General features: G+C 70.7%; 21 protein-coding genes. 11 read left to right on the top strand and 10 right to left on the bottom strand.

Features of this window, described 5'->3' with window-relative positions:
* The first annotated feature begins 65 nt into the window (after positions 1–65).
* Both IL992_RS03085 and IL992_RS03080 read left to right on the top strand, forming a co-directional pair.
* Entirely contained in the window at positions 66–620 is a 555-nt protein-coding gene (locus IL992_RS03085; protein WP_193201735.1) for a hypothetical protein, read from the top strand.
* 77 nt (positions 621–697) lie between these two features.
* Positions 698–895: a hypothetical protein gene (locus tag IL992_RS03080; RefSeq protein WP_193201734.1), complete on the top strand. Its 198-nt coding sequence runs from the start codon at positions 698–700 to the stop codon at positions 893–895.
* Between the two features lie 187 nt (positions 896–1,082).
* Here the strand turns inward: IL992_RS03080 and IL992_RS03075 are convergent, their stop codons facing one another.
* The 3 genes from IL992_RS03075 to IL992_RS03065 form a co-directional block, all read right to left on the bottom strand.
* Complete coding sequence (locus IL992_RS03075) at positions 1,083–1,619, bottom strand: hypothetical protein (RefSeq protein ID WP_193201733.1); 537 nt, start codon at positions 1,617–1,619, stop codon at positions 1,083–1,085.
* Between the two features lie 127 nt (positions 1,620–1,746).
* Entirely contained in the window at positions 1,747–2,544 is a 798-nt protein-coding gene (locus tag IL992_RS03070; protein WP_193201732.1) for an IclR family transcriptional regulator, read from the bottom strand.
* 190 nt (positions 2,545–2,734) lie between these two features.
* Complete coding sequence (locus tag IL992_RS03065) at positions 2,735–3,097, bottom strand: ArsR/SmtB family transcription factor (protein ID WP_193201731.1); 363 nt, start codon at positions 3,095–3,097, stop codon at positions 2,735–2,737.
* A gap of 54 nt (positions 3,098–3,151) precedes the next feature.
* On the opposite strand from IL992_RS03065, the gene IL992_RS03060 reads away from it, so the two are divergent.
* The gene (locus IL992_RS03060; RefSeq protein ID WP_226872098.1) at positions 3,152–3,916 is read left to right on the top strand and encodes an SDR family NAD(P)-dependent oxidoreductase; all 765 of its coding nucleotides are present in this window, start codon (positions 3,152–3,154) and stop codon (positions 3,914–3,916) included.
* A 57-nt stretch (positions 3,917–3,973) separates the two neighbouring features.
* On the opposite strand, the gene IL992_RS03055 is transcribed toward IL992_RS03060, so the two are convergent.
* The 6 genes from IL992_RS03055 to IL992_RS03030 all read right to left on the bottom strand — a co-directional run bounded on the left by IL992_RS03055 (position 3,974) and on the right by IL992_RS03030 (position 12,270).
* The gene (locus IL992_RS03055; protein ID WP_193201729.1) at positions 3,974–5,305 is read right to left on the bottom strand and encodes a family 2B encapsulin nanocompartment shell protein; all 1,332 of its coding nucleotides are present in this window, start codon (positions 5,303–5,305) and stop codon (positions 3,974–3,976) included.
* Positions 5,302–7,590, bottom strand: a complete 2,289-nt coding sequence (locus IL992_RS03050; RefSeq protein ID WP_226872097.1) for a terpene synthase family protein — start codon at positions 7,588–7,590, stop codon at positions 5,302–5,304. The genes IL992_RS03055 and IL992_RS03050 overlap by 4 nt, the downstream gene beginning before the upstream one ends.
* Positions 7,590–8,963, bottom strand: coding sequence for a family 2B encapsulin nanocompartment shell protein (locus IL992_RS03045; protein WP_193201805.1), 1,374 nt, complete (start codon positions 8,961–8,963; stop codon positions 7,590–7,592). Before IL992_RS03045 ends, IL992_RS03050 begins: the two co-directional genes overlap by 1 nt.
* 233 nt (positions 8,964–9,196) lie before the next feature.
* Complete coding sequence (locus tag IL992_RS03040) at positions 9,197–10,309, bottom strand: polyprenyl synthetase family protein (protein WP_193201728.1); 1,113 nt, start codon at positions 10,307–10,309, stop codon at positions 9,197–9,199.
* Between the two features lie 123 nt (positions 10,310–10,432).
* Positions 10,433–11,287: an ABC transporter permease gene (locus tag IL992_RS03035; protein ID WP_193201727.1), complete on the bottom strand. Its 855-nt coding sequence runs from the start codon at positions 11,285–11,287 to the stop codon at positions 10,433–10,435.
* Positions 11,284–12,270 carry an ATP-binding cassette domain-containing protein gene (locus tag IL992_RS03030; RefSeq protein WP_193201726.1) on the bottom strand — a complete coding sequence of 329 codons (987 nt, stop codon included), beginning with the start codon at positions 12,268–12,270 and terminating at the stop codon, positions 11,284–11,286. The genes IL992_RS03035 and IL992_RS03030 overlap by 4 nt, the downstream gene beginning before the upstream one ends.
* Positions 12,271–12,343: 73 nt before the next feature.
* Here IL992_RS03030 and IL992_RS03025 point away from each other — a divergent pair, with 73 nt between their 5' ends.
* Positions 12,344–12,979, top strand: a complete 636-nt coding sequence (locus IL992_RS03025) for a TetR/AcrR family transcriptional regulator (protein WP_193201725.1) — start codon at positions 12,344–12,346, stop codon at positions 12,977–12,979.
* 16 nt (positions 12,980–12,995) lie between these two features.
* On the opposite strand, the gene IL992_RS03020 is transcribed toward IL992_RS03025, so the two are convergent.
* A complete protein-coding gene (locus IL992_RS03020; protein ID WP_193201724.1) occupies positions 12,996–14,318 on the bottom strand; it encodes an MFS transporter in 1,323 nt (440 codons plus the stop codon).
* Between the two features lie 177 nt (positions 14,319–14,495).
* Here IL992_RS03020 and IL992_RS03015 point away from each other — a divergent pair, with 177 nt between their 5' ends.
* The 7 genes from IL992_RS03015 (at position 14,496) to IL992_RS02985 (ending at position 21,301) form a co-directional block, all read left to right on the top strand.
* Positions 14,496–15,008 carry a VOC family protein gene (locus IL992_RS03015; protein ID WP_193201723.1) on the top strand — a complete coding sequence of 171 codons (513 nt, stop codon included), beginning with the start codon at positions 14,496–14,498 and terminating at the stop codon, positions 15,006–15,008.
* Positions 15,009–15,083: 75 nt separating this feature from the next.
* Positions 15,084–15,509: a Zn-ribbon domain-containing OB-fold protein gene (locus IL992_RS03010; RefSeq protein WP_193201722.1), complete on the top strand. Its 426-nt coding sequence runs from the start codon at positions 15,084–15,086 to the stop codon at positions 15,507–15,509.
* A complete protein-coding gene (locus IL992_RS03005) occupies positions 15,506–16,633 on the top strand; it encodes a thiolase C-terminal domain-containing protein (RefSeq protein ID WP_193201721.1) in 1,128 nt (375 codons plus the stop codon). The genes IL992_RS03010 and IL992_RS03005 overlap by 4 nt, the downstream gene beginning before the upstream one ends.
* Positions 16,634–16,872: 239 nt before the next feature.
* Complete coding sequence (locus IL992_RS03000; protein ID WP_193201720.1) at positions 16,873–17,838, top strand: Fic family protein; 966 nt, start codon at positions 16,873–16,875, stop codon at positions 17,836–17,838.
* A gap of 381 nt (positions 17,839–18,219) precedes the next feature.
* Positions 18,220–18,792, top strand: a complete 573-nt coding sequence (locus tag IL992_RS02995) for a hypothetical protein (protein WP_193201719.1) — start codon at positions 18,220–18,222, stop codon at positions 18,790–18,792.
* 23 nt (positions 18,793–18,815) lie between these two features.
* Positions 18,816–20,684, top strand: coding sequence for an ATP-binding protein (locus IL992_RS48185; RefSeq protein ID WP_193201718.1), 1,869 nt, complete (start codon positions 18,816–18,818; stop codon positions 20,682–20,684).
* The gene (locus IL992_RS02985) at positions 20,681–21,301 is read left to right on the top strand and encodes a response regulator transcription factor (protein ID WP_193201717.1); all 621 of its coding nucleotides are present in this window, start codon (positions 20,681–20,683) and stop codon (positions 21,299–21,301) included. Before IL992_RS48185 ends, IL992_RS02985 begins: the two co-directional genes overlap by 4 nt.
* Positions 21,302–21,387: the final 86 nt, after the last annotated feature.

Genomic DNA, 21,387 nt, shown 5'->3' with positions numbered 1-21,387 from the left:
GCCACCGTAGCCCATACCCGGATACCCGGCTTGACCTTTCCCGCGTCCCCGCGCAACCTCAGGTGGTGATCACCGTCCGGATGAACGACGCCGCGGCCGAGGCCCTGGGGTTTCCGCAGCACGACCTCGGACTGGCGGGAGTCGACGCCGCCGATCTCCAGCGGCTCCTGCTCGGCGGCGGCCTCGTACGCGACGGCAGCGGCGCCTTGTTCGCACCGGGATACTCGCACGAGCTCTCGCCTCACGATCACATGGACCTGACGGGCGTCGAGTGCGACTCCAACAGCCGGCACCTCGACGACCATCCGGACGTCGTCGTGTCGATCGACGACCTCGGGCGCCCGCGTGTCGGCCGTGATCACCAAATCCACATGCTCAGGCAGGGCATCGTCCTGTCGGGCACCGTCCACGCCCTCGCGCGTCGCCTGCCCGATCGGCCCCCCGTCCGGTGCATCACCGCCGCCAATGAGACGAATGGCACTTTCCGCTTTCACCAGATTCGTGCCGGGGAGGAGTGGATACGGCTGGACGACCTCGACGGCTATGTGGACGAAATGATCGTCGTCATCGACGCGACCCCGCCCGCGCTCGAGCTGGGCCGCAGGAACAACGCCCTTTGAGCCGTTCGGCGCGTTTCCGGTCACGGCAGGTTTTCGCGGCCAGACCAAGAAGACGATTCACGACCTAGCATCGAAAGATGGACGAACCACAGCCGGTCACGCTCCCCAACGGCCGCAATCTGAAATGCGACACGTGCGAGAACGAATTGTTCGAGCACCGCCGGTGGAAACTCCAAACCACGGGCATGACGTTCATGAATCTCGACTGGGCCAACCGCGACGCCACCTGCTTCGTGTGCAGCAGTTGCCGTCGCATTCACTGGTTCCACTGGTGATCCGGGATCAGACGTAGCGCCAGGCGGCTGCGAACTCTCGCAGAGCTTCGGGCACCTCCTCGCGCGGGCGCGGCTCGTCTCGCGGCTGCGGATCAGGTACGGCCCGTGGCCTGGCTCGTGTGATGACGTACCCGGTCATCCCTTCGACGGCGGCGTCGACCCAGATCTTCCATCGCAGAAGCGCCGGTCACGCCGGGGACAGGACCAACACCGCGTGGTCGGGTGCCACGCTCGCGAGCCGGAAGCGGATGTCGCCGATCTTGCCGGGCCGTCCCACGGCCAGCGTCAGTCCGCCCTCCGTCCGGCAGCGGCCGTTGACGCAGTCCTGACTGACGTCGGTGTTCGTGCCCTCGACCTGGAAGGCGCCCGCGCCCGCTTGGAACCGCAGCCGCAACTCGCCCTGGTCGAGTGAGGCGATCGTGATCGCGTCGAGGCCGGTCTTCCGGTCGAGCCGCAGCCGGTCCCCCGAGCGGACCGCCACCTCGCAGTCGCCGTCCCGGCACGCCTCGGGATGGTCCGCGGCCGAGACGACCGACGGGCTGGGCGAAGGCGATGCGGGGACCGTGGCTGCGGGGATCGTGGTGGACGCCGGGCCGCCCGTGGCCACGGGCCGCGGCCGCACCTGAGGCTCCGTGGTCCCGCAGGCCGTGAGCAGCACGGTCACCGGTACGGCGACGAGGCCGGCCCGGCCGATCAAGCGGGACGCGTAGGGTCCTCGACGCATGACTCTCCTTGAGACCACCGACGGTCACGCCGGTCCGTGGCGCCGGCGGCCGGAGCGGCCCAGGCCCCGCCGCTCGACTCGGTCGAGCCTTCCCCGAACCCGGCGGCCCCAGCCCGCGAACAGGGGATCACAGGAGGAGAGCGCCGGTGATCTGGTGGGCGGTCCTGCGCACGGCCGCGCCCATTCGCGGCAGCGCCGCCGCCCCCACCGGCGCGGCGACCGCGACGGCCATGCACACCCCGCCGTCCGGGCCGAAGACCGGCGCGGCGGCGCAGCACACCCCCTCGGCGAACTCCTCCCGCGCGTATCCCACGCCCTCGCCGCGGATGGCCGCGAGTTCGCGTTCCAGCACGGCCGGCGCGGTCACCGTACGGCCGGTCATCCGCCGCATGGGCGGGGCGGCGAGGAACGTTGCGCGCAGACCGGCGTTGTAGGCGAGCAGCACCTTGCCCGTGGCCGTGCAGTGCAGCGGCGCCCGGTCGACGCCGTCCGACGGCGACTTGATCCGGTTGTGCCCGTACAACCGCTCGACGTACGCGACCTCGAACCCGTCCGCCACGGCCAGGTTGACCGTCTGCCGGGTGGCCTCGTACAGCTGGAGCAGGTGTGGCAGGACCGCCCTGCGGGAGCCGGGCAGGCGACGGCCCTGGACCGCCCAGCCGCGCGGCGCCACGAGGTCGGCGAGGCGTCCGCCCACCGTGTAGTCGCCGCCCGTGCGCGTGACCAGGCCCCGCCGCTGCAGGGTCCCGAGCAGGCGATGGGTGGTGGTCTTGGAGAACCCGGTGGACCGGTGCACCTGGGTCAGGTTCATCGGCCTCATGCCGGCGGCCAGGCACAGGAGGATTTCTATCCCGCGTTCCAGGCTGCCCAGGGCGGAGGCCGCCTCCGCCCGGCGGGCGCGATCCAACGGTACGAACAACCCCACCCCGCGACGCTCGTGAACCACATCCTCATCGGCCAGCGGTCACCTTAGCCGCGCCGCAGCGCGTATGAGGGGCGAACGCGGGGGCGAATGCGCGGCTCCTCTGCGGTTCTCCGGCTCCGCGGTTCCAAGGCTCCGCGGTTTCCCCCGGCCCTGCGGTTCCTGATCCCCGCGGACTCTCCCCTGCGACTCTTCAGCAGCCCTGCGGCGCGTGGCCCGAGGACGCCAGCGCGACCTGCCGGCCCACTCCGTCGCACTCCGCCGCGGCCAGCACGGGAGCGAGCAGGCCGGGGAACCGGGTCTCCAGATCGTCCCGGCGCAGCACGACGAAGCAGCGGGTGCCTTCCTGACGCGTGCGGGTGATCCCGGCGTCGCGCAGAACCCTGAGGTGATGGCTGAGCGTCGACTTGGCGACCGGGGCCCGCAGCTCCCCCCATCCGCGCTCCCGCCCGTCGGCCAGCAACCGGACCAGACCCACCCGGATCGGGTCACTGAGCGCCGCCATGACCGCGGTGAGGGAAATCTCGTCCAGTTCGGGGTGGTGCGCCTGCTTCATGGACCGATGGTAGCTTGTTCGATGTTTCGCGAACATCGAACAACGGGAGTCCTGTTGACCGGACAGTCAACCGGCCGCTTCGCCGGCCGGGTCGTCATCGTCACCGGTGCGGGCTCGGGCATCGGCCGCGCCGCCGCCCTCGCCTTTGCGCACGCCGGCGCCCAGGTCCTCGGGATCGGCCGCCGCGCACAGGCCCTCGAGGAGACCGCCCAGCTGCACCCGCGCATCACCGCACTCGCCGCCGATGTTCGCGTCGCGGGCGGGCCCGAGACGATCGTGCGTACGGCCGTCGACCGCTGGGGGCGGTTGGACGTGCTGGTCAACAACGCCGGCGCGACCACGGTCATGCCGCTGGCCGAGACGACGGCGGCGCGCGTCACCGACCTGTTCGACCTCAACGTCACAGCGCCCAGCCTGCTCGCCCGGGCGGCGCTGCCCCACGTGCGCGGAACACGCGGATCGATCGTCAACATCTCGAGCACCTACGGCCACCGGCCGCTGCCCGGCGGGGCGCACTACGCCGCTTCGAAAGCCGCGATCGAGCAGCTCACCCGTAGTTGGGCGCTGGAACTCGCCGGGGACGGGATCCGGGTCAACGCCCTGGCCCCCGGGCCGACCGAGAGTGAGGCACTCACCGCCGCCGGCCTTCCCGAGGCCGTCGTCGAGCAGATCAAGCAGGACGAGGCCCGCCGCATCCCCCTCGGCAGGCGTGGCGAGCCCGGCGAGGTGGCCGAGTGGATCCTCCACCTCGCCGACCCAGCCGCGACCTGGCTCACCGGCCAGGTCCTCACCCTCGACGGCGGTCTTGAGCTGACCTGACCCGAGGAACCGCCCCCGGCCGGGATGCTTCCCGAAGGCCCCGGCCGGAGGCGCGCCTCAGTTCACCTCGACGCTCTCCAGCACGCCGAGGGCGTCGGGCACCAGGACGGCCGCCGAGTAGTAGGTGGTCACCAGGTAGGAGATGATCGCCTTGTCGTCGACGCCCATGAAGCGCACCGACAGGCCGGGCTCGTACTCGTCCGTCAACCCGGTGCGGCGCAGGCCGACGACGCCCTGTTTCTCGGCCCCGGTGCGCATCACCACGATCGAGCTGAGCCCGCCCTCGGTGATCGGGATCTTGTCGCAGGGCAGGATCGGCACCCCCCGCCACGCCATGACCGTCGCCCCGTTCACCTCCGTGACGTCCGGATACACCCCGCGCCGGGTGCACTGCCGTCCGAAGGCGGCGATGGCCCGGGGATGGGCGAGGAAGTAGTGCGAGCTGCGCCGGCGGGCGAGCAGCTCGTCGAGGTCGTCGGGGGTGGGCGGGCCGGAACGGGTGTGGAGGCGCTGCTTGAGGTCGGCGTTGTGCAGCAGACCGAAGTCGCGATTGTTGACCAGCTCGTGCTCCTGACGCTCCCGCAACGCCTCGATCGTCAGCCGCAACTGCTGCTCGGTCTGGTTCATCGGCTCGTTGTACAGATCCGCCACCCGCGAGTGCACCCGCAAAATCGTCTGCGCCACACTCAGCTCGTACTCACGCGGCCCCAGCTCGTAGTCCACGAACGTCCCCGGCAGCGTCGCCTCACCCTCATGCCCCGCCGCCAGCGCGATCTCCGCCTCGCCATACCGGTTCACCGGCCGCGCCGCGGGAGGACGGCCGAGATGCTCGCGCAGGCCGCCGGCGAGCACGGTCAGGTTGTCCAGCGCCGACCGGTCGAGGACGAGGACGATGCAGGAGGTGAGGGCCTTGGCGGAAGCGGCGCCCGGACCGGTGAGGTCCCCCAGGTGGTCTCCGTCGGCCAGGACCTGGAGCAGGGCCTCGCCGCCGTACGCGCCGGCGCCGACGCGTGCGATCTTGCCGTGGGCGACGAGCACCACCTGTCCCGGCGGCACCTGGTCGCCCGGGCGCAGGTCGTGCTGGACGAACCGGTCCGCGAGCGCCCCGAGGGTGTCCAGGTCGCCGTAGCCGTGCAGGGACGGCAGTTCGCACAGCTCGGCCGGGATGACGCGGACCCGCGCCCCGGTGGAGGCGAAGCTCACCCGCCCGTCCCCCACCGTGCAGGTGAGCCGGCGGTTGACCCGGTAGACGCCGCCCTGGACCTCCGTCCACGGGAGCACGCGCAGGAGGTGCCGGGGAGTGATCTCCCGCATCTGCGGCGGCGTCTTGGTGGTGGTCGCCAGGTTCCGCGCGGCGGCCGTGCTCAGGGTCAGGCGCGACGCGGTCATGGCGCCCCCACCGGCAGCGAGTGAGCCGGCACTGCGAGATCGGACGCCGTGAGATCGGACGCCGTGAGATCAGACGGCGCGAGAGCGGGCGCCGTCACGGACGACGTCGTGAGCGCCGGCGACCGGTGAACCTGCGGCGCCAGGGAGAGGATGCGTGCGGTGGCCGTGCCGAGGCCCGTCGGGCCCTGCGACCACCTGGCCGCCTGACCCCTGCGCAGCTCCTCCTCGAAGTAGCGCCGGGACCGCTGGTGCCAGCGCAGGATCGCCGCCATCCAGTTGCGCAGGTCGGACACATATCCCTCGACCGACTCCCGTACGGTCTCCCCCGCCTCGATGCGGTCGAGCAGGGCGGGCAGGTCGACGGTGGTGATGTGCTCGAACTGCCTCATCCGGCTGGTCATGAGCGCGTCCACCACGGCCACTCCCTCGTCGGGCACGCAGTCGAGGAAGGTGCCCAGCACCACGACGGCGTTGTGCAGCTCACCCTCGAACTGGATCTCCTTCTGGTAGGAGAACAGGTCGTTCATCAGGCACGCGTAGTCCTGCGCGGCGTCGGTCATGCCGAGGAACTCGCGGGTGCGGTGGATCTCGGTGGGGATGACCCGGCCCGGCGCCAGCCTGGCCAGGCTCATCGTCATCTGCGAGCCGAACGTCCTGCGCCGCATCTCGATGTAATCGACCGGGTCGGGCACGCGGTGCTGGGCCTGGTTGGCCAGCTCCCACACCCAGCTGTCGATCATCTCCTCGACAGCGGTGCGGAAGGCCCGGCGGGAGCCCTCCGGCAGCGGCCCGGCGGTGCGCGGCCACAGGTCGGCCAGCCCGCGTTCCAACCCCGTCACCGGGGTCAGGCGCGGGACGAGGTCCAGTGGCATGAACTCCTTGAGCCGCCGGTTGCCGAGCTTCGCGCCGACCAGGTCGCGCGCCGCCCCGTAGACCCGGGGATAGTAGTCGTCGCCGTATGTTCCCCAGGCCAGCCAGTTGGTGGCCAGGATCAGCTCGTCGGCCGTGGCGTCCGGGTTGATGCCGGACGCGCACAGGGCGAGGTCGAAGCCGACGAGTTGCGGCTCGTTCCAGACGGCGGTCGCCGGGATGCCGGGAACCCCGTCGAAGAAGCCCATGGCGGCGCACCATTCGACGTCCGCCGCTCGCGCCGCGTCCAGGTGCGGGTTGTCGCGCACCTCGAACGGCATGTACGGCTGCGGCAGCCGCACCGAGGCCTCCGAGAAGGGCCGGTGGGTGTGGTTGCGCAGGCCGCCCGCGCCCGTGAGGTGGGCGCGGGCCACGTTCATGCCGAGGAAGCCGGTCTCTCCCGCCGTCTTGGTGTAGCGGCTGGAGGCGGTGTGCCAGGCGTGTCCGCCCGCCTGCCAGTCCTGCAGTCCCTTGACGTAGCTCAGGACCAGCGCCTGCTCGGGCGGCAGGACCCCCTCGTCGGCGAACAGCGCCGGAAGCTCGGTCAGCGCGGTGTGCTCGAACTGGTGCAACCGGGAGGTGAGCAGGTCGTTGGTGATTTCCACGGCCCGCTCGGTGTCGCAGCCGAAGAAGCGCTCGCAGACCAGGACGCAGTTGGACAGCTCGCCCTCCTTCAGCACCTCCCGCTCATAGGAGAACAGGTCGTTGCGCAGGTGCACGGCGTCGGCGAACGACTCGGTCAGCACCCGGATCGGCCGGCGATCCGCCAGCCGGGCCGGCAGCTCCGCGCCGGCCGCGTGCTCCACCAGCGCGGCCGACCACGGGGCGCCGCCGACCTTCCTGCGTTCCTCGATGTACTCGATGGGGTTGGAGACGGCCTCGCGCTCGATGTGGAACAGCTCCCACATCGACTCCTGCAGGAGGTCCCGGGTGACCCGGACGAACCGGCGCCGCCACGCCTCGGACATGGCGGGCACGGTGCGGGGCCACAGGTCGGCCAGGCCCCGCTCCACGGGGTTGGACGGCTCGGGCGGGTCGTCCGTCATGAACGCGTCGAGCCGGTCCAGGTAGTCCTGGGCGCCGTCCAGGTCCCTGCTGCGTTTGAACGTCTCCAGGAAGTGGTCGTCGAAGTAGAAGACCCACACGTACCAGTCCGTGACCAGGTCGAGTTCGGTGGCGGAGCAGTCGGGATGGGTGTAGGCGCACATCAGGCCGTAGTCCATCGCGTCGAGCGACTCCTCGGTCCAGATGTCCGGATCGTCGAGCATGCCCATCTCCGCCGCCCACCCCCGCGTGTGCGCCCGGGCGGTCTCCACATGAGGGTTCAGCCGGGGCGGATAAGGGAGGTAGAAGTCCGGCAGCCGGTAGGAGGACATCAGAGGACCTCGACGCTCTCCAGGATTCCGAGGGCGTCGGGGACCAGGACGGCCGCCGAGTAGTAGGTGGTCACCAGGTAGGAGATGATCGCCTTGTCGTCGATGCTCATGAAGCGCACCGACAGGCCGGGCTCGTACTCGTCCACCAGTCCCGTACGGCGCAGGCCGACGACGCCCTGGTCCTTCTCCCCCAGGCGCATGACCATGATCGAGCTGATGCCCTTGTCGTTCACCGGGATCTTGTTGCACGGCAGCAGCGGCACCCCGCGCCAGGCCGGCGCCTTCTGGCCGTTGAACTCCACGGTCTGCGGGTAGATGCCCCGGGCGTTGCACTGCCGGGCGAAGGCCGCGATCGCCTTGGGGTGGGCGAACATGACGCTCGGGTTCTTCCAGACCGTGGCGAGCAGCTCGTCGAGGTCGTCCGGGGTGGGCGGGCCGGAACGGGTGTGGAGGCGCTGCTTGAGGTCGGCGTTGTGCAGCAGACCGAAGTCGCGGTTGTTGACCAGCTCGTGCTCCTGACGCTCCCGCAACGCCTCGATCGTCAGCCGCAACTGCTGCTCGGTCTGGTTCATCGGCTCGTTGTACAGATCCGCCACCCGCGAGTGCACCCGCAAAATCGTCTGCGCCACACTCAGCTCGTACTCACGCGGCCCCAGCTCGTAGTCCACGAACGTCCCCGGCAGCGTCGCCTCACCCTCATGCCCCGCCGCCAGCGCGATCTCCGCCTCGCCATACCGGTTCACCGGCCGGTCCGGGTTCTCCCGGTAGGCCTGCACGTGCTCACGCAGGCTGTCCGACAGGGTGAGCAGCCGTTCGAACTCCTCCCTGCCGAGGGCGAGCACGGTGCACGACGTCACGGCCTTGACCGTCCACTCCCACCGCGCGTCCGCGTTCACCAGCATCTGCTCGCCGACGTACTCGCCGTCGGCCAGCACCCCGAGCCGCGTCTCGTTGCCGTACGCCCCCTCGCCGAGCCTGTCGACCTTGCCGTGGGCCAGGAGCAGGACCTCGTCCATCGGGGTGCCGGCCCGCGCGATGACCTGGCCGGCCTCGTACTCCCGCTGGGTGAACAGGTCGGCCATGGCGGCGAGCACGTCGGCGTCGCCGAAGCCGCGCAGGGCGGGAAGCTCGCACAACTCGGCGGAGATGACCCGCACGTCCGCCCCGGTCGAGACGAATGTCACCCGCCCGTCGGCCATCTGGTAGGTCAGCCGCCGGTTGACCCGGTAGACGCCGCCCACCGCCTCGATCCACGGCAGCACGCGCAGCAGATGACGGGAGGTGATCTCCTGCATCTGCGGCGGGGTCTTGGTCGTCGTCGCCAGGTTGCGCGCGGCCCTGGTGCTGAGGCTCAACCGGTTGTCGGTCGGCATGGTGTTTTCGGTCACGGCACATCACCCCATCTGTGATCGGCACGGCGGCCGGTTGTTCGGTGACTGGTCACGCTCGTCGCCGAGCGGCGGAGGGGGAAGGAAAGATCAGGGTCCTACCGGCCCGGACAGGGCCGCACCGGGTGCGCCGGGTGCCCGTGCGGCCGCACGCGGAGGCGGCCGGAGTATCCCGGCGGCGGGAGTCGTGAGAGAGGCGGGCGTACCGAACGCGCGCCTCACCGGACGCGGCGGGTGAGCCGCTCGGTGAGCACCGTGAGCGCCCGCGCCGCATCCGGGGCGATCGCGCAGCCACGCAGCGCGTCGAGCGCCTGCCCGGCCCGCAGGGCGATGAGGTCCTCGACCTCGCCGAGGGCGCCGGTGTCCACGATGATCTGCCGGAGCTCGGCCGCCCGCCGTTCGTCCAGGTCGGGGGCGCCGTGCCAGGTCCGCAGCCGGTCCCGTTCCGGCCCTCGCGCCCGCGCGTACGCGTACGCCATGAGCACGGTGCGCTTTCCCTCACGCAGGTCGTCGAGGACCGGCTTGCCGGTGACGGCGGGGTCGCCGAAGACGCCGAGGACGTCGTCGCGCAGCTGGAACGCCTCTCCGAGCGGCAGGCCGAACCGGGAGTACGCCTCGAGCAGGGCGGGCGGGGCCCCGGCGAGCGCCCCGCCGATCTGCAGCGGGCGCTCCACGGTGTATCGGGCCGTCTTGTAGCGGATCACCGTCAGGGCCTGTTCGACGTCCGCGTCCGCGCGGGCGTGCGCCAGGATGTCGAGGTACTGCCCGGTGACGACCTCCGTGCGCATCCGGTTGAACAGCTCGCGCGCCGCGCGCCCCCGCACGTCGCCGGCGGAGGCGTCCGCGAGCAGTTCGTCCGCCCACGCCTGCGCGAGCACTCCGAGCAGGATGGCGGCGGACCGGCCGAAGGTCTCCGCACCCGTCCACCGCGGGGTTCCGGCGAGCCCCCTGTGGATGGTCGGGCGTCCACGGCGCAGCTCGCTGCCGTCCATGACGTCGTCGTGGATCAGCAGACCGGCGTGATAGAGCTCAAGCGCCGCGCCGGTGAGGACGGCCCGGTCCTCGTGCGCCTCCTCGCCGCCGGCGCCCCGCCAGCCCCAGTAGCACAGCAGCGGCCGGATGCGCTTGCCGCCCTCGACCACGAACTCGCGCAGCAGCCGGTAGCCCTCGGCGACGTCCGGATCGCCGACCGGGGGACGCCGGGCGTCGAGGAAACCGGCCAGCAGCTCGTCGACCCGTCCCCGGACGGCGCTCGTGACGGCGGCGACGCCGCCGGTGTCACCGACGCCGGTGATCTCCTTGATGGACGTGTCCACGGTGTCCGCGGTCATGCACGGCCTCCTCGCTCGGCGAGCCGGTATCCCTTGCGGAAAGTTACTTAATGAACACGCAAAGTAGAACCGCTCGTTCCGATAGTCGGAACTTCTCGCCGAGCCGCACCCGGACCGCCCAGCTCAGTCCGCTCTGCCGAATTGTGCGATCGCGGTCGCGAGCAGGGCGAGCCCGAGGATCGCGAGGACGGCCACCTCGACGGAGATGGGCACGTGCCACCCGCCCCACGTCAGCCCCGGCGCGAGCCGGGCGCGTACGGCCGGCGCCAGGTTCAGATGCGCGAAGACCAGCCGCCTGATGGGATCCACGGCGTACGAGAGGGGGTCGATCCGGTTGAGCGCGGTCAGCCACGCGGGCAGGTTCGACGCGGGGAACATCGCGCCCGACATGAAGTACAGCGGCATGATCAGCAGCTGGTTGAGCGCCATGAACGACTGCATCTGCCTGACGCGCACGGACATCGCGACCCCGAAGGCCGTGATGGTGAAGGCCAGCAGCACCTGGATGCCGAACACGCCGAGCATCAGGCCCGGCGCGTACGGGACGCCCACAGGACCGGCGATGCAGATGACGACGAGGCCCTGGAAGGCCGCGACGGTGGCCCCGCCCAGGCACTTGCCGAGGACGACGGCCCCGCGGGACACCGGCGCGACCAGCATCTCCCGCAGGAAGCCGAACTCCCGGTCCCAGACGATCGAGGCGGCCGAGGACATGGCGGTGAACAGGACGGCCATGGCGAGGATGCCCGGGTAGAGGAAGGTCCGCAGACCGAGCCCCCCGGTGCCGCCCGAGGTGAGCTGCGACAGACCGGTGCCGAGGACGAACAGGAACAGGAACGGCTGCACGAGAGAGGTGAGGATGCGCAGCGGGCCGTTGAAGAACCGGATGATCTCGCGCTGCCAGACCACCTTGACGGCGCGCAGCTCACTCATCGCACTGCGCCCCGGCACCCGGACCGCCGTGACGGGCAACGTCATCGCCGGCCTCCTCGCGCCGCCGCGAGCGCGCCCGGGCCGCGTGCGCCGCCGGTCGCCTCCGCGTCGCGGATCGACCGGCCCGTGTACGACATGAACACGTCGTCGAGGCTGGGCCGGGCCACGCTGACGGACCGGATCGGCAGCCCCGACCGGGAGAACAGCTCCGGCACGAACCGCTCCCCCTCGTCCACGTGGAAGACGACCACGTCCCCGGACGCGACGGCCCGGATGCCGAACCGCTCGTCCAGTGCGGCGACGGCCGCCGCGCCGTCGTCGGTCTGGATCTGGACGCGGTCCTTGCCGACGCCGGCCTTCAGCGCGGCGGGGGTGTCGAGCGCGATGATCCGGCCGCCGTCCATGATGGCGATGCGGTCGCAGTGCTCGGCCTCGTCCATGTAGTGGGTGGTCAGGAAGACCGTGATGTCCTCGGCCTCCTTGAGCTCGCGGATGTAGGACCAGATGGAGCTCCTGGTTTGCGGGTCCAGGCCCACCGTGGGCTCGTCGAGGAACAGCACCCGCGGCGAGTGCAGCAGGCCGCGGGCGATCTCCAGTCTTCGTCTCATGCCACCCGAGAACGTCGCGACCTTGGCCGCGCGCCTGTCCCACAGCCCCACCATCTCGAGCACTCCCCGCAGCCGTGGACCGACGTCCGCGCGGGGCACGCCGTACAGCTCGGCGTGGAAGCGCAGGTTGCGCTCGGCCGTCAGATAGCCGTCCAGCGTCGGGTCCTGGAACACCAGCCCGATCGAGCGCCGCACGCTGTCGCGTTCGCGCACCACGTCGTAGCCGGCCACGCGCGCGTCGCCGGACGTGGGCGTGGTCAGGGTGCAGAGCATGCTGATCGTCGTGGACTTCCCGGCGCCGTTCGGGCCGAGGAAGCCGAAGATCTCTCCTTTGCGCACGGTCAGGTCGATGCCGCGCACGGCCTCGACGTCGCCGTAATGCTTGGCCAGGCCGATGGTTTCCACCGCCGGATGCGTCATCCCGCCTCCCAACTCATTACACTTGGTGTAACAGTACACCAGGTGTAACCAAGGAGGCCGATACGCTGTGCCCATGAGTGCGGGGGGACTGCGGGAGCTGAAGAAGAGCCGGACTCGGCAGCTCATCGCCGACACCGCGAACGCGCTCTTCCGGGCCCGGGGATTCGACGAGGTCACCGTGGACGAGATCGCGGCGGCCGCACAGGTATCGAAGAAGACGGTGTTCAACCACTTCCCGACCAAGGAGGACCTGGTCTTCTACCGGGCCGAGGACCGGGAGGCCATGTCGCTGGCGGCGGTCACCGACCGCCCGGCCGGGGTCTCCATCCTCGACTCCTTCCGCGCGCTGTGCCTGGCGCAGACCCGGTTCGTCGCGGGTATGCGACGCGACCTCGTCCACCCGCGCAGCTTCTTCGACCTCGTCAGCGGCAACCCGTCGCTGGAGCGGAAGATGCACGAGGTCAACGAGCGCATCACCCGGGTCCTCGCCGACGCGCTGGCGGCCGAGGCGGGCGCGGAGCCCGGCGACCCGCTGCCCCGCATCGTGGCCTCGACGCTGGTCGGCGCGCAGCGGGCGCTCTACCGGCGGTTGCGCCAGCGGGTCCGGGAGGGCGGGCCCGACGAGGAGATCGAGCGCGCCCACCGCGCGGACGTCGAACGGGTCTTCGACCTGCTCGGCAGGGGCCTGGGCGGCTACCCGCCGGCGTGATTCGTGAAGGCGGGCCTTATTCGGCCACCGCGACCCTGGCCTCCGGGCCGTCCACGGTCTCGGCGCGCTCACGCCGCCAGGGGCCGTGGAACAGGAAGACGGCGGGCGCGAACAGCGCCAGGCACACCAGGGAGACCACCAGCCAGGTCTGCCAGCTCGTGGCCTCGACCACGTGCGGGATGACGAGCAGGCCGACCACGGCGATCGCCTTGGTGAGGAAGCCGAACAGCCCCCAGGCCGTGCCCTGCAGCCGCGGGTCGACATCCTCGGCGTCCTCGGAGTAGTTGGCCATCCACGGTCCGTACGCCACGCCGAGCGAGCCGCCGAGCAGCGCGCCGACGATCATGAGCATGCCGCTGGAGACGCCCTGGCCGCCGAGGAGCGAGGCCAGGTAGGCGGTGACGAGCACGGCCGCCACGGTGCCGCCAAGCGTGAACGGCTTGCGCAGCTGGGTGCGGTCGGAGAGGCGGCCGGCGACGATCAGGGTGATCAGGTTGAGGCTCCAGAAGCACGCCATGATCGTGGACGCCTCGGCGGCCGTGATGCCCAGCGCGCCGACCAGCATGGTCTGGCCGAAGAGCGTGAGCGTGATGTAGAGCACCAGCCACAGCGAGATGCCGATCACGTGGGCCCAGATGTTGCGCCGGACGAACAGCGAGGTGGCCCTGGCCGGCCTGGTCAGGTCGACGACGTCGGCGGCCTGGCGCTCGGTGTGCTGGATCTGCGCGCGCAGCTCGGGCGACAGGTCGGCGATGTTGAACGCGATGACGATCGAGATGACCAGCGAGAAGCAGCCCATGATGACGAACTGCGACCGCCAGGAGTCGTCGAAGATCGGCAGCGTCCAGCCCGCGACGGCGGCGGCGAGGAAGTTGGCCCCCACCGGACCCCAGGTCCAGAAGCCGAACGCCTGGGCCCGGCCGAGGCGCGGTGAGAAATCGCGGACCAGCGGCGCCGTGCTCGCCATCGCCACCCCGTCGACGAAGGCCAGCACGATCCTGGCGATCAACAGGTCCCTCGAGCTGTGGACGAGCGTCATGGCGAAGCAGCACACGGCGGTCAGCAGCATCAGCGGGACCAGCAGGCGCACCCTGCCGAGCCGGTCGGTGAGCCTGCCGCCGACCGCCGACGCGACGGCCCCCGCGACCGCCGCGGCCCCGGACACCGCGCCGTACGTCGCGAGGGACATGTCGAGGTCCTTGAGGAGCAACGGGACCACGGGGGCGATCTGCGCCTCATAGGAGCCGATGAGGACGGCCAGCACGGCCATCGTGAGGATCTTCATGCGACGAGCCCCGGTGGGGTACTCGTCGAGCTCGCGTACGTAGGACAGGCCCATTGACACGCCTTTCTCGTCAGCCCCCGTCCCGGCAATGAGTTCTAGAAGTCAGCTCTAGAATTCATTTCCACGAATGCTCCGCCTCCTCACGGCTGGAGTCAAGGGTTGTGAGCATGGTGTTTCTTGGGAATCGGATGACTAGAATGAGATTCTAGGATTTCGATCGAAGGAGGACGGGTGGACATCGCCGAGGAACTGGCCGGGCTGGACGCGGCCTTCGACCACACGGCCGTCGCCGCGCCGCGCATCAGGGACCTGCTGCCGATCTACCGCGACCTGCTGGGAGGCGTCTATCTCGGCGGGGGCGACAACGTGGTGAACGGCTACCGGACGCTCCAGCTCAGGTACGCCAACGGGAGCAAGATCGAGCTGATGGAGCCGCTGGCCGGATCCTCGTTCTTCGACAGCTTCTTCGACCTCACCCGCGGCAGAGGCGGGGTGCACCACCTCAACTTCCACGTCACCGACATCGAGGCAGCCGTGGCCGCTCTGCGCGAGCGGGGCTACCGGCTGTTCGGCCTCAACCTCGCCGAGCCCCGCTGGCGCGAGGTCTTCCTCCACCCCAAGGAGGCCCACGGGGTCCTGGTGCAACTCGCCCAGCCGGGGCCGCGCAATCCCGAGCCGGCGCCGTCCCTCGACGACCTGCTGGCCGGTCGCGGCCGGCGCGGCAACGGCGTCCCGAGCCCCTGACAACGGACCCTCGCCAACTCTAGATTGGAGTTCTAGAATTCGGCTCTAATACTTCCTCCGCCTCGTAGGAGAACGATGACCGCATCGCACAAGCCCGTCCCGAAGCCGACGCCGGAGACCCAGCCGTTCTGGGACGGCACGGCGGAGGGACGGCTGCGGATCCAGCGCTGCCGCGCCTGCTCACGGCACTACTTCTATCCACGGCCCGCCTGCCCGCACTGCGGCTCGGACGACGTCACGTGGGTGACGGCCAGTGGCAGGGCCACCCTCTACTCGTACGTGATCAGCCATCGCCCGGCGCCCGGCTTCGAGCAGGACGGGCCGTACGCCATCGCGGTCGTGGAACTGGAGGAGGGCGTGCGGATGATGACGAACATCGTCGGCGTCGAGATCACGCCCGAGAACCTGCCCCTGGACATGGAGCTGCGCGTGGTGTTCGAACGGCGCGGCGACGTGCACGTCCCCCTGTTCACCCCCGCCTCGATTGGGGCCGCCGCATGAACATCGTGATCGCCGGCGCGGCCGAGACCGACGAGCTCGGCAAGCTGCCCCACATGTCCACCGCGCAGCTCCACCTCCAGGCCGCGCGCAACGCCCTCGCCGACGCCGGGATGACCAAGGACGACATCGACGGCGTCGCCACCGTCGGCATGCCCGGCCCGATCCAGATCGCCCACGCGCTCGGGATCACGCCGGCCTGGCTCGACGGCACCGGGGTGGGCGGCTCGTCTTTCCTCTTCCACGTACGGCACGCCGCGGCGGCCATCCGGGCCGGGCTGTGCACGACCGTGCTCATCACGCACGGCGAGTCCGGGCGGTCGCGGGTCGGCGCGCCCCGGCCGGCCCTCGGCCCCGACTCGTTGATCGGCCAGTTCGAGCTGCCGTACGGCGTGCTCGGCCCGCCCACCATGTTCACGCTGACGGCGCTGCGCTACATGAAGGAGACCGGGCTGACGCACGAGCAACTCGCGGAGGTCGCCGTCGCACAGCGCCGGTGGGCGCACCTCAACCCCCGGGCCATGTACCAGGACCTGATCAGTGTCCAGGACGTGCTCGCCTCCCGGATGGTCGCCTACCCCTTCCACCTGCTGGAGTGCTGCCTGGTCACCGACGGCGGCGGCGCGCTGATCGTGACGACCGAGGAGCGCGCCCGCAGGTCGCCGGTGCACCTGCTCGGCTCCGGCGAGTCCGCCGAGTCGCCGATCATCTCCCAGATGGAGGACTTCACCACCTCCGCCGCCTTCCGCCGCTCCGGCGAGGCCGCCTTCGCCGAGGCGGGCATCTCCCACGACGACGTGGACCACCTCATGATCTACGACGCCTTCGCGCACGTGCCGATCTACGGGCTGGAGGACCTCGGCTTCGTCAAGCGCGGCGAGGCGGGGCCGTTCATCGCCGAGGGCCACACCTCCCCCGGCGGCCGCCTGCCGCTCAACACCAACGGCGGCGGCCTCTCCTACACCCACACCGGCATGTACGGGATGTTCGCCATCCAGGAGTCCGTACGGCAACTGCGCGGTGAGGCGGCGGCCCAGGTGCCCGGCGTCGAAGTCAGCGTGGTCCTCGGCAACGGCGGCATGTTCGCCTCCGCCGCCACGCTCGTCCTGTCCAACCACCGCCCCTGACCCGGCACGGCCACCCTCCGGCGCCCCCGCAGGAGGGTGGCCGGCGACTCGTACAACCAGGCTCACCAGACTGGGATCATCAGCGGAAGCGGCACCGGGTGGGAGCAAGTTGTTCGGTTCGCTAATTTCGGCTCCGGCGAACAACCGCGGCGGAATTTGTTCGGTACAGTTAAATACGTCCAGCCGAACAAATCCGGGGAGCGTCGGTGCCAGGACCGGGCAGGCCCTCCAGGGCGACTGTGTACCAGCGCCTGGATGAGGCCGTTCAGGAACTCCGTGACCGCTTGGGCGGATTGCCTTCACCTGCGGAGGCGGAGGACATCTGGTCCGACATCTGGCATCAGGAGGCCCACAACAGCACTGCCATCGAGGGCAACACGCTCGTGCTGCAAGAGGTGGAGAAGCTTCTTGACGAGGGCCGCGCGGTCGGCGCGAAGCCGCTCAAGGACTACATGGAGGTGAGGGGGTACGGAGACGCGGCCAAGTGGGTGTACGGGCAGGCGCTGGAGCCGGGGGACTGGCAGAACGGCGAGCTCATCACGCTTCAGGAGGTCCGTCAGATACACCACACCGCGATGTCGCTCGTGTGGGCTGTGGACCCTCACCCGCATGCCACCCCAGCGGAGGGCCCGGGTGACTTTCGACAGCACGAGATCGCCAAATTCCCCGGCGGCATGAAACCGCCGCTGTGGCCGGAGGTCGATCACTACATGCGGGACTGGGTGAAGTCGGTCGAAGACCTTCGCGGCGAGTCCGGAGAACCCCTCCCGGAACGTTTGGCCCGTGTTCACAACCGATTCGAACAGATCCACCCGTTTCTCGACGGCAACGGACGGACGGGGCGTTTGGTCCTGAACTTGGTCCTGTGCCGACTCGGATATCCACCAGCGATCATTTACAAGCGCGATCGCGACAAGTACCTCCAGGCGTTGCGTCGAGCCGACAATGACGAGTTCGGCCCGTTGGGCGAGCTGATCGCACGCAGCGTGACGGCAAATCTGTACCGATTCGTCATGCCGGCGGTGGCCGGTCCGGTCAAGCTCGTCCCCCTACCCGCTCTCGCGACACGCGACGTGAGCGAGGATGCCCTCCGGGTCGCTGCCGCACGGGGACGGCTGCGTGCGATCAAGGGAGACGACGGCATGTGGCGCAGCAGCAAGAAGTGGGTGAGCGACTACCTCAAGTCGAGACATCGCCGGCCCTGACGCATTTGCACGCTTCTGCGCGTGGCCGCTGCGGCGGGGTCCGCCGAATCTCGAGGGCCACACCTCTCCCTGTTCAGTGAGAGGCAAGGGCAGCTCCCTCGTCGATTATGGTTGCGTACTTCATCGATTCCGGGGGACATTTCAGCGCCCCGCCCTGATTATTGGGCGATACGACCGGAAATCACCGCGATCGCACGGCTCGTCAATATCGGTGCGCTGAGCGCAGCCGCGATCGGATGCTCGGGCGGCGGCGTGGACGCACGCGGCCTCCCCGCCGGGTCGGTCCCGGTGGGATCTCCCGGACGATCGGGAGCGGCGCCCGATGCCCTCCGGGAAGGCCGCGGAACAGCATCGGAGCCAACCGAACCAGGGAGGCAAACGATGCGAAAGCTCATCGATCGGCTGGCCCATGTGCCGCTCCAGGTCGTCGGCGCCGCGCTCACGCTCGGCGCGGTGCTGCTCGCGGCTCATTACGCGCTCATCGACCACGTCCGGGCCACCGGCCAGGAGGAGCCGGCGCAGTGGGTCGGCGGTCTCACCGTCAAGTGGTACTGGGTCCTCATCCCCGTGTCGCTCATCGCCCTGTGGGCCCGCCGGAGGGACCGGCAGGGGCCGGTCGGCCGCGCCGGGGCGATCATGCTGACGTCCGGACCGCTCATGCACGTCGCGGTGACCGTCGGCGCGATAGTGTGGGGCGCCCTCATGGGCAGAGGCGACCTGCCGAGCGGGTTCATGATGGTCGAGATGCTGATGTACGTCTTCTACCTGGGGGTCCTGGTCGTCGGCCTGACCTTCCTGCTCGACGGCGGCGTGCGCTGGTGGGGGGCCGCCATCGTCGCGGGGCTGGTGCTCGAATTCCTCGTGCCGTACGGAGGGGCGGCCGCGTTCGCGGCGTTCGGGCTCTGCCTGGTGGCGTACGGCCTGCGCCGCCCGGTCCCCGCTGGACAGGTCTGAGGCCGGCGGCGGACGCTGATCTCGTGGAACGGGCGGCACAGACACTGGCGGCCGTGGTGCTCGCGAGCACCGTCGCCGGCTGCGCCTTCGTGATCCGCGCGACGGGGATGGAGTGGGCGCTCGCGCAGAACGCCTCGCAGGCCGTCGTGCACACGGTCGCGGGAGTGGCGCTGATCCGGTCGCGCGAGGGCAGCCGCATCGGCCTCGTGCTGCTGTCCATGGGCACGGCCGCGGCCCTGGGGGTGCTGCTGTGGGGCTACGCCGCCGGCCACTGGCCCGGCTGGAGCGCCGCCGAGTGGGTGACCGGCTGGATCTGGGCCTTCTTCTTCGTGCCGTTCTTCACCGTGCTGCCCGCGCTGTTCCCGGACGGACGCCCGGTCACGCCCCGATGGCGGCCGGTGGTCTGGGCCGGACTGCTGGTCACGGCCCTGGCCGCCGTCGGGCAACCCTGGGACCTCATCGCCGTCGCCATAATCGTCGTGGCGCTGGTCAGCATCGCGTCCCTGGTCGTCCGGTGGATCAGATCGGGGCCGGTCGCCCGGCGGCAGATCACCTACCTGCTGTACGCCGCCGGCTACGTGCTGCTGATCGAGATCGCCGGCGGCCTGCTGCCCCACCACGCGCGTCAGGCGGCGATCCTGCTCATTCCGATCGCGCCGACGGTCGCGATCGCGCTCGCCGTCCTGAGACACCGCCTGTACGGGATCGACCTCGTCATCCGGCGGACGTTCGTCTACCTGGCCGTCACCGGCCTCATGTTCTCCGGCTACCTCGCCGCGGTGGCGCTGGTCGGGACGGCCCTCAGCCGGGCCGTCTCTCCTCAGGTCGCGCTGGTCGCCGCGGCCGCCGTCGCGGCCCTGATCGAGTCCGGACGCAGAGTGCTCCAGCACAGGATGAGCCGCCTCCTGTACGGCTACCGCGACCGCCCGCTGGACGCGCTGGCGGAGCTGCGGCGCCAGCTCGGCGGAGCGGCGACCGCCGTGGACATCGCGCGCCGGGCGGCGCCTCTGGTCGCGGACGCTCTGCGCAGTCCGGGCGTGGCGGTCGCGCTGCTGACCGACGGCCTGTCGGAGGAGATCGCCAGGTCCGGTGAGCCGGGACCCGAACCCATCGAGGTGCCTCTGGTCGCCCAGGGGGAGCGCCTCGGCACACTGGTGGTCGGCCGGCGGGCCAGGCGGGAGCCGTACGGCGAGAAGGACCTGCGGCTCATCGCCGAGCTCGGCCACCACGTCGCGGCGGCCCTCGCGGCGGCGCGCCTGACGGCCGAGCTGGACCGGGCGCGGCAGCAGGCGATTCATTCCGCCGCCCAGGAGCGGCTACGGCTGCGGCAGGACCTGCACGACGGGCTCGGCCCCCTGCTGTCGGGAGCCGGGCTCGGTCTCGACGGGGTACGCCGCGGGCTGGGACCGGGGAGCCGGGAGGAGAGGGATCTGCGGCTCATCGGCGACCAGGTGCGGATGGCGGCGCGCGAGGTGCGCCGGATCATCGACGCCATGCAACCCGGTCCCGTCGCCGACCTCGGCCTGGTGGCCGCCGTCCGCGAGCACGTGGAACGGTGCGCCGCGCTCGACGTGGAGTGCACGCTGACGGTCTCCGGGGTCGTCGAGCCGCCGCCCGCCGTGGCGGAGGCCGCCTACCTGGTCGTCCTGGAGGCGGTGGCCAACGTGCTCCGTCACGCCGGGGCACGTGGCTGCGCCGTGAGCCTGCGCCAGGAGAAGGGATCGCTGCGGGTGGAGGTCCGTGACGACGGCCGGGGCATCGGTCCGGGCTATGTGGCCGGCGTGGGCATCTCGTCCATGCGGCGGCGCGTAACCTCGATCGGCGGCCGGTTCGCGATCAGGGCGGACCGCGGGACCACCGTCACGGCCGTCTTCCCGTTGGAGTTGCCATGAGAGTCGTGGTCGCCGACGACCATCCCGTGTTCCGCATGGGTCTGTGCCGGCTGCTCGAAAGCGTGCCCGACGTGGAGGTCGTGGGAGAGGCCTGGGACACGGCCTCCGCCGAGGAGACGACCGTGGACACGCGGCCCGACATCGTCGTGATGGACCTGCACATGCCGGGCGGCGGCGGGGTCGAGGCCATCGAGCGGATCCGCAGGCGGGCGCCGGACGTCCGCGTGCTCGTCCTCACCATGCACTCCGACGACGCGCTGGTAAGGAAGGCCCTGCGGGCCGGGGCCCGGGGATACGTCCTGAAGGACGCGTCCTCGGAGGAGATCCTGCGCGCTCTCGCGGCGGTCCACGCCAACCAGGCGATCCTCGACGCCGCCGTCGCCGAACGCGTCTTCGCCGCGACCCCGCGATCCGGGCCGTTCCCACAGCTCACCGAGCGGGAGACGGAGATCCTCGAGCGGATGGCCGCGGGTCTGACCAACGAGGCGATCGCGGTGCGGCTGGGGCTCAGCGTGAAGACCGTGCAGAACTACGTGTCGAACGTGCTGCTCAAGCTGGGCGCGCGGCACAGAGGTGAGGCGATCGCCCGCGCTCGCGACGCCGGCCTGGGCGGCTGACCCCCGCGGGCCGACCGCCACACCCGGCACGGCGCGCCCGGGGCCCGACTGGGTTTCCCGACGATGCCTGACTTCATCGATTTCGG

This window comes from Microbispora sitophila, assembly GCF_014892245.1.
GTDB lineage: Bacteria > Actinomycetota > Actinomycetes > Streptosporangiales > Streptosporangiaceae > Microbispora > Microbispora siamensis.
Note: the sequence above shows the minus strand (reverse complement) of the source record. Positions and strands in the feature narration are given on the sequence as shown.